This window comes from Acetobacter musti, from assembly GCF_011516835.1.
GTDB lineage: Bacteria > Pseudomonadota > Alphaproteobacteria > Acetobacterales > Acetobacteraceae > Acetobacter > Acetobacter musti.
In genome coordinates this window covers 39,389-55,843 of the sequence record NZ_WOTB01000008.1, presented here as the reverse complement: position 1 = coordinate 55,843, position 16,455 = coordinate 39,389, and the positions used below count along the sequence as shown (strand labels likewise).

At 60.2% G+C, this 16,455-nt stretch carries 10 protein-coding genes and 1 tRNA gene; 8 read left to right on the top strand and 3 right to left on the bottom strand.

The genetic code is table 11. From position 1 onward, the window contains the following. Positions 1 to 45: 45 nt before the first annotated feature. A complete protein-coding gene (gene putA / locus GOB93_RS07850) occupies positions 46 to 3,711 on the bottom strand; it encodes a bifunctional proline dehydrogenase/L-glutamate gamma-semialdehyde dehydrogenase PutA (protein ID WP_173582952.1) in 3,666 nt (1,221 codons plus the stop codon). A gap of 140 nt (positions 3,712 to 3,851) precedes the next feature. Between putA and GOB93_RS07845 the strand changes: the two genes are divergently transcribed. The 7 genes from GOB93_RS07845 to GOB93_RS07815 all read left to right on the top strand — a co-directional run bounded on the left by GOB93_RS07845 (position 3,852) and on the right by GOB93_RS07815 (position 11,606). Then, positions 3,852 to 4,304 (top strand): Lrp/AsnC ligand binding domain-containing protein, encoded by a 453-nt coding sequence (locus GOB93_RS07845; protein ID WP_173582951.1) that lies wholly within the window; start codon positions 3,852 to 3,854, stop codon positions 4,302 to 4,304. A gap of 135 nt (positions 4,305 to 4,439) precedes the next feature. Then, positions 4,440 to 4,515, top strand: a tRNA-Thr gene (locus tag GOB93_RS07840). 273 nt (positions 4,516 to 4,788) lie between these two features. After that, positions 4,789 to 6,264, top strand: a complete 1,476-nt coding sequence (locus tag GOB93_RS07835) for a paraquat-inducible protein A (protein WP_173582950.1) — start codon at positions 4,789 to 4,791, stop codon at positions 6,262 to 6,264. Further along, positions 6,261 to 7,943 carry an MlaD family protein gene (locus GOB93_RS07830; RefSeq protein ID WP_173582949.1) on the top strand — a complete coding sequence of 561 codons (1,683 nt, stop codon included), beginning with the start codon at positions 6,261 to 6,263 and terminating at the stop codon, positions 7,941 to 7,943. The genes GOB93_RS07835 and GOB93_RS07830 overlap by 4 nt, the downstream gene beginning before the upstream one ends. Before the next feature lie 3 nt (positions 7,944 to 7,946). Then, a complete protein-coding gene (locus tag GOB93_RS07825) occupies positions 7,947 to 8,717 on the top strand; it encodes a PqiC family protein (RefSeq protein WP_242010621.1) in 771 nt (256 codons plus the stop codon). A 426-nt stretch (positions 8,718 to 9,143) separates the two neighbouring features. Continuing rightward, positions 9,144 to 10,301 carry a glycosyltransferase family 61 protein gene (locus GOB93_RS07820; protein WP_173582948.1) on the top strand — a complete coding sequence of 386 codons (1,158 nt, stop codon included), beginning with the start codon at positions 9,144 to 9,146 and terminating at the stop codon, positions 10,299 to 10,301. 288 nt (positions 10,302 to 10,589) lie between these two features. Then, positions 10,590 to 11,606, top strand: coding sequence for a zinc-binding alcohol dehydrogenase family protein (locus tag GOB93_RS07815; protein ID WP_173582947.1), 1,017 nt, complete (start codon positions 10,590 to 10,592; stop codon positions 11,604 to 11,606). A 56-nt stretch (positions 11,607 to 11,662) separates the two neighbouring features. Here GOB93_RS07815 and GOB93_RS07810 read toward each other — a convergent pair whose 3' ends face one another. Further along, positions 11,663 to 12,589, bottom strand: a complete 927-nt coding sequence (locus GOB93_RS07810; protein ID WP_242010620.1) for a sulfotransferase family 2 domain-containing protein — start codon at positions 12,587 to 12,589, stop codon at positions 11,663 to 11,665. 717 nt (positions 12,590 to 13,306) lie between these two features. Here GOB93_RS07810 and GOB93_RS07805 point away from each other — a divergent pair. Then, positions 13,307 to 14,806 carry a glycosyltransferase family protein gene (locus GOB93_RS07805; protein WP_173582946.1) on the top strand — a complete coding sequence of 500 codons (1,500 nt, stop codon included), beginning with the start codon at positions 13,307 to 13,309 and terminating at the stop codon, positions 14,804 to 14,806. 330 nt (positions 14,807 to 15,136) lie between these two features. Here GOB93_RS07805 and GOB93_RS07800 read toward each other — a convergent pair whose 3' ends face one another. Continuing rightward, a complete protein-coding gene (locus GOB93_RS07800) occupies positions 15,137 to 16,420 on the bottom strand; it encodes a hypothetical protein (RefSeq protein ID WP_173582945.1) in 1,284 nt (427 codons plus the stop codon). Between the last annotated feature and the right edge of the window lie 35 nt (positions 16,421 to 16,455).

Here is a 16,455-nt window from a genome sequence, read left to right as displayed (position 1 = left end):
GTCCGGCAGCTTTCGGGAAACACGAGCCGCTCTCTCAAGGACTGCTCATTCTGTGCCGGCCGGAAATGCCGGCCCGGTCCCCGTTTCAGCCAGAGCCGCAGAAGTCAGAGGCATGGAGGGCGGAGACTGTCGGACCGTCATGAGCGCGGCATTGCCGCCCGCCGCGGTCGTGTTCGTGCTGCAGACGCGCTCCAGAACAAGCCATTCAGATGCGTAGCTGCCATCAGCCCGCGGGACGTGCAGCGAGACAATCTGCCCCTCCCGGCCTGCGAGTTTCTTCTCGAGGCGGAGGCGTTCCTCCTCATTCCCCGCGCAGAGCGCGGCATCGATAATCGAGCCGTCTCCGAAAGCATGAATCCATTGCTCCAGTTCCGGCGGCACAGGCGGCAGACCCGTCAGCAAATGCGGCGGAACCGCCACCCGGTTGCCGGTCGCAAGCGCCGCTTCGATCTGGCAGATCAGGGCAACCCGGTCCGGACCGGCACACAGGACGGTGCCACGCGGGATCAGACTGTAGACATTCTCTTCCCCGACAGGGCCGGGGAGCGTCATGGTTGCACCGGCCGGCGCAACAGGCTCGCGTGCATCCGCCACGATCCCGCCCGCGCTCCGCAACCAGTTCCGGAACCGGACAGTCGCCACCGGAAGCAGACCGGCAAGCGCCGCATCCACTGGCGGACAGGTGGAAAGCAGACGACGCAGATAAAGCGGACCGCCGGCTTTGGGGCCTGTGCCGGAGAGACCATGGCCGCCGAACGGCTGCACGCCCACAACCGCCCCGATCAGATTACGATTCACGTAGATATTGCCGGCATGGGAACGCGCCACAACCCGCGCAACCGTCTCATCGATCCGGGTATGAATTCCGAATGTCAGCGCGTAGCCGGTGGCGTTGATGTCGTCGATCAGATGGTCGATTTCATGTGACGAATAGCGCACCACATGCAGCACCGGTCCGAAGACTTCCTGCCGGAGCACAGCGATATCAGGAATTTCAATGAGTGTCGGCGGAACAAAACTGCCCTGATCCTGGCCCGAAGCCGGTGGTGTCTGCCAGATCCGGTACCCCCGCGCCCGCATCCTGTCGATATGAGCCGTAATGGATGCCTGTGCGTCCGCGGAAATGACCGGCCCGATATCGGTCGCAGGGTCGCCGGGATTGCCGACAGACAGTTCCGCCATCGCCCCCCTGAGCATCGTGAGGACCCGGTCAGCGCACTCTTCCTGAAGGCACAGGATTCTCAGAGCGCTGCAGCGCTGGCCGGCACTGTCGAAAGCGGAGGAAATGACATCGGCGACAACCTGCTCGGCAAGAGCGGAGCTGTCGACAACAAGCGCGTTCTGGCCGCCGGTTTCCGCGATCAGCGGAACCGGCGCGCCATCCGGATTCAGCCGCCCCGCAAGCTGACGCCGGATCAGACGCGCGACCTCAGTGGAGCCGGTAAACAACACGCCCCGGACACGCGTATCGCCGACCAGCCCGGCTCCGACATCGCCCGCACCCGGCAGAAGCTGAACCACATCCGCCGGAAAGCCGGAATCATGCAGAATGCGGACAGCCTCCCTCGCAATCAGAGGCGTCTCCTCAGCGGGTTTCGCCAGAACCGTATTGCCGGCAGCGAGCGCCGCCGAGACCTGACCAAGGAAAATCGCCAGCGGGAAATTCCAGGGGCTGATGCAGACAACCGGACCAAGCGGACGGTGTGTTTCCTGACTAAACGATCTGACAATTCCGGCGGCATAGTAACGCAGGAAATCGACGGCTTCGCGTATTTCAGCAACAGCATCAGCGAGCGATTTGCCCGCCTCGCGCACGAGGATACCCATCAGACGCGGCCTGTCCGCTTCCAGCGCTTCGGCGGCGCGTGTCAGCAGACCAGCCCGTTCCGAAACTGAAATTTTCCGCCATTTTTCGAAAGCAGCCTGTGCACGACCGATCGCCACGTCCACCTGCTGCGGTGTGGAAAATACTATTGTCCCGACCACATCCCGATGATCGGCAGGGTTGCTGATCGTCGTGCCGGAACCGCTGCCAGATGTCGAAGACCGGGAAAGATGTCCGGCCAGACAACGCAGCGCGTTTTCATCAGACAGATCCAGGCCTGCAGAACTGAGCCGCTCCGGCTGATAAAGATTTTCAGGCAGACGGATGGCGGCCCCGGAAGGCTGCGCGTTCAGCCTGCTCACAGGATCGGCGGTCAGATCGTCAACAGAAATGGTTTTATCCTGAATCTGATTGACGAAAGAGGAAGTCGCGCCATTTTCAAGCAGGCGCCTGACTAGATAGGCGAGAAGCGTCTCATGTGTTCCGACGGGAGCGTACATACGGACGGGACGCCCATATTTCTCCGGTCCGGCAACCTCCCGGTACAGCGCCTCGCCCATGCCGTGAAGACACTGAAATTCATAGTCCTCGTCAGAAAAATCCGGTCCGGCCAGTGTAAGGATCGTCGCCAGCGTCTGTGCATTATGCGTCGCAAACTGCGGGAACACCGCATCCGGCGCAGCAAGCAGCTTTCTGGCGCAGGCAATATAAGAAATATCCGTATGGGCTTTTGTCGTAAAAACCGGAAAACCGCTCAGGCCGTCAACCTGCGCGCGCCTGATCTCGCTGTCCCAGTAAGCGCCTTTAACCAGCCGCACCATAAGGCGGCGTCCATTGCTCCGGGCCAGATCGATGAGCAGATCAAGCACAAAGGGCGCCCGCTTCTGATACGCCTGCACGACAAAGCCGAGACCCTGCCAGCCTTTTAACGTTTCATCGGAACACAGCGCCTCGAAGAGATCGAGCGAGAGTTCCAGCCTGTCAGCCTCTTCGGCATCAATGCTGAAACCGATGTCGTAGCGGCAGGCCAGCTGCGCGAGCGCCCGGAGACGCGGCAGCAGTTCCGTCATGACGCGTTCACGCTGAAGACGTGAATAACGCGGGTGCAGTGCTGACAGTTTCACCGAAATGCCCGGCCCCCGGAAGACACCCTGTCCACCTGCTGCTTTTCCGATTGCGTGAATCGCGTGTTCATAATCGCGATAATACCGCGCGGCATCCTGAGCCGTCGCCGCAGCCTCTCCCAGCATGTCATAGGAATATCGAAATCCCTTTTTACCGGACCGGCGGCTGTTCCTCAGCGCGATTTCAATGGTCTGACCGGTAATGAACTGGCCGCCCATCAGACGTATCGCCAGATCGGCCCCATGCCGGATCACCGGTTTTCCGCAACGCGCGACAAGGTCCGCCAGACCGCCGACCAGATTCTCTGCGGACCCGGCCGACCTGCGCGGAGAGAGGATCATTCCGGAAATCACCAGTCCCCGGGCCGCAGCATTGATGAAGAATGAGGAGCTTCCTCCGGCATGTCCGCGCCAGTCACGGCGAGCGATCTTGTCGCGGATCAGCGCATCCCGTGTCGCCGTATCGGGAATGCGGAGCAATGCTTCGGCCAGACCCATGAGTGCAAGACCTTCCCGCGTGGAAAGATCATATTCCTGCACCAGCCCCTGAACGAGACCACTGGTCCCCGCGTCACGCAGCGCCGTAATCAGGCGGGCGGCGATCTCCTGCACGCTGCGGGACAGTTCCGCCGGCAGAGTGGCCTCCCCGGCCAGGGCTTCGACGCAGACGGATTCAGGCGTGAGCGTGTTGTCAGTAATCGCCTGCCGCAGGGGGGATCGTGCGGGAACGGCATCCGCAAGGGTGGCGAACGACTGGACCATGAACGCTCTTTCCAGATGAAGATCTGATCGCCGGTGTATCTTTCCTCCAGCCGAATGAGTAACGGAACATCGTCAGACAGACCGTTTTATGTTCGGATTACAGGAAGACGGGAAAATAATATTTTGCACGGGAGGGGCTGATGGATGAGACAGACCGCAGAATTCTGAGGTATTTACAACGGGATGGGCGCGTAACGAATCTGGATCTGTCACGCGCGATCCATCTCAGCCCCGCGGCGACGCTCGAAAGAGTCCGGAAGTTAGAACAGTTGGGCGTTATCAGAGGATATTTCGCCCGTCTCGATCCGGACGCTCTGCAACTGGGACTTCTCGTCTTTATCCAGATCACACTGGACCGGTCGGACCCGGGCCTGTTTGACGAATTCTCCAGAGTAATAAAGTCGATCCCGCAGGTCAGCGAATGTTATATGGTCGCTGGTGGATTTGATTATCTGGTCAAGGCCCGCGTGCGGGATATGAACGCATACCGGAATTTCCTGGGCAGAACGCTCACCCGCCTGCCAGGCGTCCGGCAGACTCACACCTACACTGTCATGGAAGAAGTAAAATCCGATCCCGAACTCCCCGTCTGACATCCTCGTTTAAGCCCCTGTCCGAAGCTCCGACAGACCGCCACAGGAGCGCCCCAGGTGACGACTGACGGGCGCCTTCGGGCCGAAAAAGAACGCTTGCGCGCCCTCTGCTATGTCATTATAAGCCGCCCCGTTGCCGGCGTAGCTCAGTTGGTAGAGCACGTCATTCGTAATGATGGGGTCGGGAGTTCGAATCTCTTCGCCGGCACCACGGTCTCCAGGTCGTCCCGATCACCCCGGCCTGATCTGGTTTTCCCCGCCCATCAGACCAGCAAATTCCGAAATCGCGAATACCCCTTCCGCCAGGCATGAGTGCCCGCACGGAAACGTGTCCGCAGCGCTCCCCTTTCCGTTGGAAAACCACAGGGCAGGGGGCCTTATATCGGCCCGCTGCGCCATATGCCGGCCCCGTAACGGATATCCGGCATGGCTGCAATATCGCTTCGGCCTGGCTGTTACAGCCCGTCCAGGATAAAACGTCCGGATGCCATCCTCGCTCCCCAATCGCCTCTATCGTGGCGCCGTCCAGCTGGCCCGACGAGGGCGGAGGCAGTCTCCCCACGTCAAAGTCATCGAAGGACTTGTGGAATGCCCGTGCTGCGGGGAGTTCCAGGTACTGGAAGACCTGGCGCCGGGAACGGTGGCACGCTGCACACGCTGCGATCAGGCGCTCGAACGCCGGAACAAAACCGCGCCGATCGCCACGCCCTTGGCTTTCTGCATCACCTCCGCCGCGCTCTATCTGGCCACCATCGCTTCCTCGCTGATGACCCTGAACCTGTACGGCAGGGAGCGCTCGGTCGATCTGCTGACCGGCCCGATGGAACTGCTGCACGAAGGGTGGGGCGAGGTCGGCATCCTCGTCGGACTCGTCACCATCCTGGCCCCCGGCGTCGTCATCGCCATGATGGGGCTGATCCTCACCTCCGCATTCTTCGAGGAACTGCCGGACTGGGCGCCGCATCTGCTCGCCTGGTACGAAAAGCTCCGGCCCTGGTCGATGATGGAGGTGTACATCCTCGGCATCTTCGTGGCCTACACCAAGCTCGTCGATCTCGCCCATGTCGAGGTCGGCACCGCCGCCTATCTGATCGCCGCCCTGATGATCAGCATGGCCACCACCGACCAGACGCTCGATAAGGACCTGATCTGGAAGCGCCGCCGCGTGGAAGGAACCCTGGAACGTCCCGACGGCAGCCACGTCGTCGTGGACCGCGTCAGCATCCACGACATCGAAATGCCTCCGGTGGAGCACATGCTCTCCTGTCATTCCTGCGGCCTCGTGGGCGCGTTCCCCGAGCCGGTGCCGCAGACCCGGTCCGTTGGCCAGTGCCCGCGCTGCGGCCATGAAATGCAGCGCCGCAAGGCCAACAGCCTGACACGCACCACAGCACTCGTGCTCTCGGCCCTGACCTTCTATTTCCCGGCCAATCTTTTCCCGGTCATGACCGTCATCAAGGTCGGAAACGGCGGCGGCCACACCATCATCGAAGGCGTGATCGAACTCTGGCAGGACGGCATGATCCCGCTCTCCCTGCTCGTGCTTTTCGCCAGCATCACCGTGCCGGTCGCCAAGATCGTCGGCCTCGGATTCATGATCATCCAGACACGGCGGAAATCGAAAACCGGGCTGCTCTTCCGGTCGAAGCTTTTCCGGGTCATTGACGTCATCGGACGGTGGTCCATGATCGACGTCTTCATGATCTCGATTCTCGTGGCCGTCGTCCGGTTCAGCAAACTGGCCAACGTCACCGCCAATGCCGGCGTCGTCTCATTCGCCGCCGTCGTGGTCATCACCATCTTCGCGGTCCATTGTTTCGACCCCAGACTGATGTGGGATGTCGCCGGCCGGAACGGCCGGATGGCCGCGGACGAACCCCCCGAAAGGGAAGCGTTAACAGGTGTCGCGCAGACTGCCGTCGCCAGTATTCAGCACGAAATGGAGCCGGCGAGAGCGTGACTTCGGAACAGAACAACCCCGGAACTCCGGATTCTCCGCCCGCGGCGAAAGTGGCAAAAGCCCGTTTCTCGATCATCTGGGTCATCCCGATCATCTCGGTGCTGATCGCCGTCTTCCTTCTCTGGAGGAGCCTGTACAATCGCGGGCCGGAGATCATGATCACCTTCGACACCGCCGACGGCCTGACCAGCGGACAGACGCAGGTGAAGAACAAGGCGGTGACGCTCGGCACCGTCGACGCCATCACGCTGTCGAGAGACATGCGGCACGTCGACGTCCGCGTGCAGATGAACGCCAGCGCCGCCGGCCTGCTCTCCGACAAATCCCGCTTCTGGGTCGTCCGTCCGCGCATCAACGGCGCCAGCGTAACCGGCCTCGAAACCCTGCTCTCCGGGGCCTATATCGCCTTCGATCCGGGTCCGCAGGGTGGCGGAAAAGCCACCCATTTCACCGGCCTCGAATCCCCGCCCGGCATGCAGTCCGATCAGCCCGGCCGCACCTACTCCCTCGTCACGCCCTCGATCGGGTCCATCGGTCCCGGCGCCCCCGTCTTTTTCCGCGACGTCGATGTCGGGGAAGTGCTGGGCTACACCCTGCCGCCCGGCGGGATCGGCCCCGTGCTGATCCAGTTCTTCGTGCGTGAACCCTACGATCACTACCTGCGGACCAACACCCGTTTCTGGAACGCGTCCGGCGTGAAGGTCGGCTTCGGAGCCGGCGGCCTGAAAGTCCAGATGCAGTCGATCCAGGCTCTCTTCTCAGGCGGCATCGCCTTCTCGCTGAGCAATCCGGGAACATCCGGAGAAACCGTCGAGGAAGCCCCGGCCAACACGATCTTCCAGCTCTATGACGACAAGGAAACCGCGGACGACGCCGGCTATCACGAGCGTCTCGAAACGGCGACCTATCTCTCCTCCTCCGTCTCCGGCCTCGCCGTCGGCAGCTCCGTCACGATGTTCGGCATCCAGGTCGGCTCCGTCAGAGACGTGAAACTGCAGATCGACCAGAAGACCGGCCACGCCCGCGTGCGTGTCGCAATGGACATCCAGCCCGAGCGCGTGCTGGCGCGAAACGAAATCCAGCACGATTCCATGGCGTCGGTCATGCAGGCGCTGGTCGCCAACGGCCTGCGTGCCTCCGCCGCAAGCGTGAGCATGCTCACCGGCGAGACGAATATCTCGCTCGATTTCGTCAAGAAAGCGCCACCCATGACCGCGACCATGGAAGGCGATACGCTGATCATTCCAGGTCAGGCCGGCGGAATGAGCGGCATCATGCAGTCGCTCTCCACCGTCTCGGACAAGCTCGCAGCCATGCCGTTCGAGCAGATCGGAGACAACGCCAACAACCTGCTGTCGCATGCCGACCAGAAGATCAACAGCCCGGAAGTCCGGGAATCCCTGGTCCAGCTGCGTGATTCGCTGCGCAGCCTGCACAGCCTGCTGGACAACACGAACCAGGGCATGAAACCGCTGATGAAGCGCCTGCCGGAAATGAGCGACCAGCTGGATAAAACCCTGAAAAATGCGAACAAACTGCTCGGAAGCTATGGCGGCGATACGGATTTCCACCGGAGCCTCCAGGCCATGGTGGTCCAGCTCGGTGACACGGCGCGTTCCCTGCGCTTCCTCTCCGAATTCCTGACCAACCATCCCTCAGCTCTTGTGACCGGACGTTAAGCCATGGATCTGACCCGTCTCCCCGCCCGTCATTCCGGCAGTCGTCCCGCCCGGCCACGCCGCGCCTCCTTCACCCGGACAGTCGCCGGCGCAACCGCCCGCGCGACTTCCGGCGCGGCTTCCGCAGCAACAGCGAAAGCCGGGATGAAAACCGCCACGAGAGTCGCTCTGGCCGCCTCCCTGATGACGACACTCGCCGTCAGTCTCACGGCCTGCAGCTCCTCGTCACCCTCACTCTATACGCTCGCCCCCGTCGCCGGACCGCTACAGCCGGTTCCCCTCGGGTTCACCACACCGAACCTGCTGCCTTCCGTGATCGAGGTCCGCAAACCCACCATCGCCGGCGCCCTGGACCGCGACCGCATCGTCCTCAGCGACAGCGGCTACAAGCTCAGAGTATCCGCCACCGACTCCTGGTCCGGCCCGCTGATCGACCAGATTCCGCATGTGCTGGCGCAGGATCTCGCGCAGCGCCTGCCCGGCATCAGCCTGTTCGTCCAGGATGACGCCACAGCCACCACGCCACAGGCCTATGTCGAACTCGTCATCACCCGGTTTGCGCGCGATGACGCGAACAATGCCGTGCTGGAAGCCCAGGTCGCCGTTCACCGTGAGGACTCTGATGCGCCGAAGATCAGCCGGACAATCCTGCTGAAAACCCCGGCTCCCGGAGATACCGGCGCCATGGTCTCTGCCCTGAGCACCCTGCTCGGACAGGCCTCCGACCAGATCGCGGCCCAGATCCGGGCGCTGCCCCCGGCCCAGAGCCAGTAAAAATCCGGGCCAGTAAAAAATTCCACCGTTCCGTCAGCCCCGCTCATGCCAGACCCGGGGCAGGCCACCGGCAAGGCCTGCGAAACCCGGGATGCGCGGATCATACGAGCAGATCGTATAAGAGACTGGTTCAAAAACCTGTCTGTGAAAACGCATGTAAATTATAAAGAAGTTTCTGGTGAAGCACTTTTCAGGAAGCTTCAGAAGACGCCGCCTTTCTGAAAAAAGGCGGCATCCAAAAACTTTATTTTCATGAGAATTTTTGTGCGTTGAAGGCTTTGAAACAGTCCCCGGGACGATTTCGTCTGTCCGGACCGACGAAATCTTTCCTCATGTCCGTATTCGTTTTGTAATTATTTTTTTGGTACACTCTTCCGCTGAACAGTGCTTCGGGAGGTCCGGAGCATGCCCCCGACCGGAAGCTTTATGTCTCAGGCTCAAAACGATATTCTCGCGCTTAACGGGGCCATTTCGGCGTTCGATGAACCGGACAGACAGCCGGTCTGCTACACTGCCTCAGTCCGGTATCCGATGCCGGTACCCGCTTTCGATGACCAGTCCACCGAATCGTTCGAACGCGGACTGGCGCTTTACGAAGCCGAAGCGGACGCCGCCGCGCGCAGCGTAAAGATGCCGGCCGTTACGCTGTCACTGTTCACCCTGGAAAATGCCCGCTTCGTGATCGACCCGGACGCGTACGGCATGATTCTGGACGCCGACAGCCGGATCGTTTTCGAACCATCCTGTTTTTCATCAACGGATCTTCTCAGCGGAACGGCAAAGCATCTGCCGGACATGCCGGTCCGCGATGAACTCGACGAAGTCTTTATCGGGTTCGACGCCGCCTGGACCCACTATTATCACTGGCTTCTGTACGGCATTTCAAAAACCAGCATCGCGGACAGCATTCTTCCGAAATCCGTCGATCTGGTGATCCCGGATTTCAGCGTTATCGATCCGGACACCCAGCGCCCCTCCTTCACATCGGAAACATTCGAGGCCTCCCTCGATCTCGCCGGCCTGAAAAACCGCGTCCGTCGCACGGGAAACGGGATATGGCGCGCGAAAAAGCTCCATTTTCTCTGGCATGCTCCCCAGATGCCGGAGCTGTATGTCAGTTTCGCACGGCCCTGCCGGGTCTTCGACGGCATGGATATCCAATACCGTCCGGACCTTCCGAAACGGTTTTACATCACACGGGAAGGCAGCAGCGATCCCCGTATCACGCCGGAAGAACAGGCCGAAATCGAACGTGTTCTGAAGGACGAGGAGCTGGAAAAAGTCTTTCCTGAAAAGCTCGATTTTGAAACGCAGGCCGCTCTTTTCCGTCAGGCCGAATTTATCATGGCCCCTCACGGCGCCGGCCTCGCCAATCTGATCTTTGCAAAGCCCGGCACCATGGTGCTCGAACTGAACCGCCAGATCGACCAGCCGCATCTGCGGAACTGTTTTTATCTGGTCGCGTTGCAGCGTCAGCTTTATTACAGTTTTCTCGACCTGAGCACGGAAAAGCTGACGGCGCCTCTGCTCGAAGGCGCAATCGCGCGTCTCTATGAAGCCAGACTGAGACAATGGCCGAAATAAAGGTGTTTGTATTTTTTGCGAATACAGGCGCGGGGGCTTTTCAGGGCTTTGCCCCGAACCCCGCAAAGGGTTTGATCCCGATTTATTAATTAAAATGGGGTGAAGGGCAGAGCCCTGCTCTGTCTCCTGTTTGCAAAAGACATAAACGCCAGAATAAACCAGTTGCCATTACAGCCCGGCAATCTCATCCGCCCCCTTGCGGAAGCCCGTCAGTCGCGCTCTGTCTGAGCGGCACAGATAACAACGGCCCGTACAGTCAGCGGCCGTCTATTCAGAAAAGGGATCACCATGCGCGCTGTCGGCTATCAGAAGTCCCTGCCAGTCACGGACGAACGCTCCCTCGTCGATATCGAACTCCCGCGTCCCGAACCCGCCGGACGCGATCTGCTCGTCGAAGTGAAAGCCGTCTCGGTCAACCCTGTGGACACAAAAGTCCGCATGCGCGCCGAGCCACTCCCCGGCGAATGGAAAGTCCTCGGCTGGGACGCCGCCGGAATCGTCACCGCGACAGGCCCTGATGTGCGGCGTTTCAAAGTCGGGGACGAGGTGTACTATGCCGGAGCCATCACCCGGCAGGGCACGAACGCGGAATTTCATCTGGTCGATGAACGGATCACCGGGCACAAACCCCGCACGCTCAGCTGGGCTCAGGCCGCCGCGGTCCCGCTGACCGCCATCACGGCATGGGAAATGCTGTTCGACCGGCTGGACATCACCCGCCCCGTTCCCGGAATGACCCCCGCCATTCTGATCATCGGCGCGGCCGGCGGCGTCGGCTCGATGGCCACCCAGGTCGCCCGCCGACCCGGCAACGTGACCGTCATCGGGACCGCCTCCCGTCCGGAAACCAGAGCCTGGGTGAGGGATCTCGGCGCGCATCACATCATCGATCACAGCCAGCCGCTTGCGCCGCAGATCGAGGCCCTCCCGACCGGAGCGCCGCCTTTCGTGTTCTCCACCACACAGACCGACAAACATTTTGACGACATCGTCAGTCTGATCGCCCCTCAGGGTCGTTTCGGCCTGATCGACGATCCGCCGTCGCTCAACGTGATGCCATTCAAGGCGAAAAGCGTCTCCACCCACTGGGAACTGATGTACACCCGTTCCACCTTCCAGACCGCGGATATGGGCCGGCAGGGTGAGATTCTCGAAGAAGGGTCCAGTCTGATCGACGCCGGCGTTCTGAAAACCACACTGACGGAAGTTCTGGGGCCAATCACCGCCGCCGTTCTTCGCCGGGCACACGCGCTGCTGGAAAGCGGAACGGTAAGAGGCAAGATCGTGCTGGAAGGTTTCCGCTGACAACCAGCCGGGCGCGCCCGGGCGATATGCGGCGTGTCCCGGCTCGCCCGCCGCGCTCAGGCCGTCATCTGCCCCGTCCGGAGCGCCTCGCACTGACTCCGCAGCGTCCGGTTTTCACGAAGCAGCGCATTCAGCATGGCGTCCCGCTCGACGCCACGCCTGAAACGGTCATAAGCAGCCTCGGTGTACCCGTAGCCGCTCCACTCGGGCCAGCATAAGGGATCGGTCAGCAGGCCGCTGAACCAGCCCGGAAGCTTTCCGGAGAAATCCGGCATGGCATAGCCAAAAAGCGCATAGTCCCGGATGTAGAACCGGGCCAGACAGGCGGTTATTCTCTCCGCGATATCCGGCGCCGTCCCGCTCTCGCGGCTTTCCGGCGCCTTCATGATCCTGTCGACCGCATCGAAGAAATGCTTCCCGAACCGGCAGAGCGTTCCGACCGCACGCAGATCGGCCGCCAGGCTTTCGGTTCTGACGATGAAATCCGCATACCGTTTGTTCCCGATATGCGAGAACCGGTGTTGCGGAATAAAGTGAATATAGCGGGGATCGTGACAGATTCTGGTTTCATCAAGCCGGTCCAGAACCGCCAGCGGATCTTTCTCCCGGTGCTGCAGAAGATGTTCTCTGAGCGAACTCACCAGACGGGCGCGAGGATCGCGCACGACGGCAATGAAAGTCCAGGTGCTGAATTTCTCCCACTCCGGCATCTGCCGCAGAACGCTCAGCGGCACATGCGCCCGGTCCACCCATTCCCCCGTCGACCGGAGATAACTCCAGTCCCACTGCTCCGTCTCGGATGTCATACCCGCAAATGCTTTCCTGAGGGCTTTCCCCGCGCATTTGGGCGTGTGCAGGATGATGGTCCTGTCTTCCTCAAGAATGATCATATGTGCCATCCCTCCGGAAAAAGCCCGGACGTCATGATCCGCCGCCGAAACGCCGGAAATACAAAGCATCGCTGCGCCCTGGTTCCGACTCATGACCATCAGGAACAGGAGAAACCCGGACAGCCGATCCGGAAAAGATTTGCCCGAAAAAATAATATATCACTAATGATGCAAAAAATTATGGCTGTGAAGGCTGAAATACTCTCCAGAAAGAATAATATTTCTCAGTATCACCAGATGTAATTAATTAACACCGTAGTATTTCATTTTTTATATACTTGTAATATTATGTTTCATCCTGTGCGGCGCTCTTTATTGTGGCACTGCCGTCAGCCAGAAAACACGCCAGAAAAACCGGTCCCCCGATTGTTCTGATTTTTCTACACCGATCTGCATCCGGATTATATCGTCTTCCCCCGAAACGCCCCCGCAGGAGGGTCGCGTTCATCCCACGCGGAAAGTGTGGTAATCCTCCGGACACCGGACCCGGCATGGTCTTTTCCGGACCTGACAACGACATCCGGACCGGCCAGAGGCAGACGAAACAGGATGACCGTGCATTCTTCCAGCGAACTGATCCTGTTTCATCATACAATTCCCACCGGAAGCCGCCCGATGCCTTCACCCGGATCGTATCCGGAGAGGTCAGAATATACCCCGGTCAATAAAAGACATTTCCTGATTCCGGAAAAAATGTGACAGCCAGCAGGCTCATAACGGGATTTTCCCTGGCGACGGCCTCTGACCCGCGGCGTCGCGAATCGGAAATCCGCACGGACTCACAGGAACTCCGGGAGACCATCATCTCTCATGCCAGATAGACAGAAGACCGTCACGACAGGCCGGACAGCGCCGCTTGTCTGGTCACTCGTTATCGCTCTGAGCGCACGGCTTCTCGTCAGCCTCGCTCTGCCAGGACCACTTCGTCCCGACGAGATCTATCAGTATCTCGAACCGGCCTACCGTCTGGTGACCGGATACGGCGTCGTGACGTGGGACTGGCATGAGGGCATCCGCTCCTGGCTGGTGCCAGGCGGCATCGCCGGACTGTTCCGGATCTCACACACACTGGGACCGGGTTTTTCCATTGCCTTCGTGCGGACGATCTTCGCCATACTCTCCCTGCCGCTCGTCATTCTCTTCGTTCAGGCCGGATGGCGACAGGCCGGACGTCAGGGCGCATGGCTTTTCGGCCTCGCCGGCGCCCTCTGGCCGGATCTGGTCAGCGCCGGTTTCCGGACCCTGGGCGAGTGCCTCGGAGGCAACATGCTCGCCGCCGGCACCATCGCCGGCATGATCGCACTGGACCGGCAGCGGAAGGGTGAGCCACGCCGGGCTACGTTTCTCCTCCTGCTTCTCTGCGGCTTTTCGCTGGGCAGCGCGGCGGCCGTGCGTTTTCAGTTCGCGCCCGCAGTCCTCTTCGGCTGCGCCTTTCTGTTCCTGAAAGGTGGCTGGCGGGCACTGCTCCCCGTCAGCATAAGCCTCGTGCCACCGATCGCGGCTCTCGGTATCGTCGATGCTCTGACACTCGGTTATCCGTTTCAGTCGGTCTTCCATAATTATCACATGAACGCCTCCATGGGCGTGGCGAACACATTCGGCCGGCAAAGCATTCTGTACTTTCCCGCGAAATACAGCGGACTCTGGGGCGCAGCCACAATAGCCATCCTCCTGCTCTGCATCCGGGGCGCAAAATACGCCACATTTCCGCTGTCGATGACGCTGGTGATCGTCGGCTATCATTCCTGCATCGCGCATAAGGAAATGTCGTTCATCTATCCGGCAATTCCGCTTTTCATCCTGACAGCGGCAGCAGGGCTGACCCATTTCGTCACCGGAGAAGAAACCACCCGGCGATGGTTTCCAAAAGCCGTGATACTGGAGGCGGCATGCTGCGGACTGGTTTTCGCCAGCACTTATCTCCCGCTGCTGACACAGAAAAGTATTCCGCTTCTGATGGAAAAAAGAGCTGTCGCACAGCCTGATTTCTGCGGCCTGGCCCTCTCCGATCCTCCGGAAGACTGGGCGCATTTCGGCGGATACAGCATACTGCCCCCCGGCAGGCCGTTCTATGTTTTCACCACACCCGCGCAGATGGAGCAGAACCGGGGCGCGTACAGTCATGTCCTCGCCGGGTCAGATTTCGATCTTGTCCATTCGGATGCCCGCAAAATAAGCTGCAGCAGGGATGACAGCATCTGCCTGTACCGGGTGGCCACATCCTGCGACAAAACACCGGATTTCAACCAGTTTTCGGGAGCCGCCGCACAGATCGAACAGTATCGCCTGACACCGGGCCACGGATCATAAGATGTTATGGCTTTTAAGTCCTGGCCACCGCTCGCTTCAGTCAAAGTCAGAAAGCTTCTGGCGATAAGTATTTGAAAATTAGTAAAAGTTTTTGGTGAAGCTTTTTTCAAAAAGCTTTAGAAGACGCCACCTTTTTGGAAAAAGGCGGCACCCAAAAACTTCTTTTATAATTAAGCAGAGATTTCACGGCCAGACTTTTGAAACAGTCTCTTATGCAGACTACCCAAAGAATCCACTTCCGGAGAAAACCGGTTCTGCCCGCCCACCCTGCCGACAATATCCAGCTTCAGTAAGGCTCCGGAACCACCGTTCCGGAACTCCACGTCAGAATCAGCCGATATCAGATCGCCGCAGCAGCCGCGTCGCAGCCGGCGAGTCCATGAGAAGGGTAACAACACACGAGACAAGGATCGTCACCAGCCACCACCACATGGCCTCGCGCAGAGCCCAGGCCGCACCGTCAGCCAGGTCAAACCGGATACCACTCTCAAAATCCTGATTGCCCGTCAGAATACGGACGGCATGGCCCCACGTCACCGACCACAGCAGACCGAGCGCCAGCGGCAACGCGGCACGAAAACGGAGCAGCCCGGACATGCGATACAGAACAGTGAGCGCCGGCAGCACAAGAATGAGATGCACCGCCCGATAGCCGATATTCTGCGCCGTAAAGAAACAGCTCAGGATCAGCAGCCCGCCGACAAGAAGAAACGAACGCTCCCGTTCAGTCAGCATCGCCAGCGCCCGCCGGCTGTCAGGACGCAGCGCCAGCATCACGCCAGTCCCGATCGCCACCAGCGACATCCCAGCGCGGATCAGCTTCGTCGCTCCCGGCGGCAGCCCGAAAAGCTGAGTCAGCGCCCCCCCGACCGTCACCGACCCGAACATGTCGCCAAAATAAAACCCGGTCGGAATCAGCGCCAGCGCCCGTGTCAGATCGTGCCAGGTCAGCACGGCGAACAGAACAGTCACAGCCGCACTCGCCGCCGCGACGGCGAACAGCCGCGCCGGCTTCTCCCGTGTCGCAATCAGCATCAGCGTCATCGGGTAATATTTCAGAAGCCCGGCCAGAAGGGCGAGGGAATAACCGATCAGCCGCAGCCCGGCGGACCGGCAGACCAGCGTGGCGGCACAGGATGCCAGCACGAACAGCACCAGATCGTTATTGCCACGCTCCATGGCAAACAGGGTCGCACCCGAGATCACACCAGAGGCAATCAGCAGCGTATCCCGCCATGAACGTCCTGCCGGCAGAAGCAGCAGCGAAAACAGAAAAGCGATGTCCACCCCAAGCCCGATCGGCAGCACCCATGCCGTCGTCATCGGAAAGACCGTCAGCCCCATCCAGAGCGGCGAGTAATCATAAACCCGCCCCAGAGCATCGCAGGGATTGACGACATAAACGTCGATGCCCCTGTTCAGACAGCGCACGGCGGAAAGCACCGTGTCCGTATCGACAAACGGAAACGGAAAGGGATGGACGCCCCAGATTTTAATGATCCGCTGATAGCCGGACAGATGGCCGCCGCACCAGAGAACCGCCATCAGGAGAAAGAAAGCCGAACAGGCCAGAGCGGGAAAGACCCGTCTTATCGTCTGTTTTCCCGTTGCCACATCCGTTTTCCTGCCTGGTAAAATCCGCACTTCCT

Coding starts and splice junctions, on each gene's coding strand:
- putA (WP_173582952.1), bottom strand. CDS start 3,711: ATGGTCCAGTCGTTCGCCACCCTTGCGGATGCCGTTCCCGCACGATCC.
- GOB93_RS07845 (WP_173582951.1), top strand. CDS start 3,852: ATGGATGAGACAGACCGCAGAATTCTGAGGTATTTACAACGGGATGGG.
- GOB93_RS07835 (WP_173582950.1), top strand. CDS start 4,789: ATGCCATCCTCGCTCCCCAATCGCCTCTATCGTGGCGCCGTCCAGCTG.
- GOB93_RS07825 (WP_242010621.1), top strand. CDS start 7,947: ATGGATCTGACCCGTCTCCCCGCCCGTCATTCCGGCAGTCGTCCCGCC.
- GOB93_RS07820 (WP_173582948.1), top strand. CDS start 9,144: ATGTCTCAGGCTCAAAACGATATTCTCGCGCTTAACGGGGCCATTTCG.
- GOB93_RS07815 (WP_173582947.1), top strand. CDS start 10,590: ATGCGCGCTGTCGGCTATCAGAAGTCCCTGCCAGTCACGGACGAACGC.
- GOB93_RS07810 (WP_242010620.1), bottom strand. CDS start 12,589: ATGAGTCGGAACCAGGGCGCAGCGATGCTTTGTATTTCCGGCGTTTCG.
- GOB93_RS07805 (WP_173582946.1), top strand. CDS start 13,307: ATGCCAGATAGACAGAAGACCGTCACGACAGGCCGGACAGCGCCGCTT.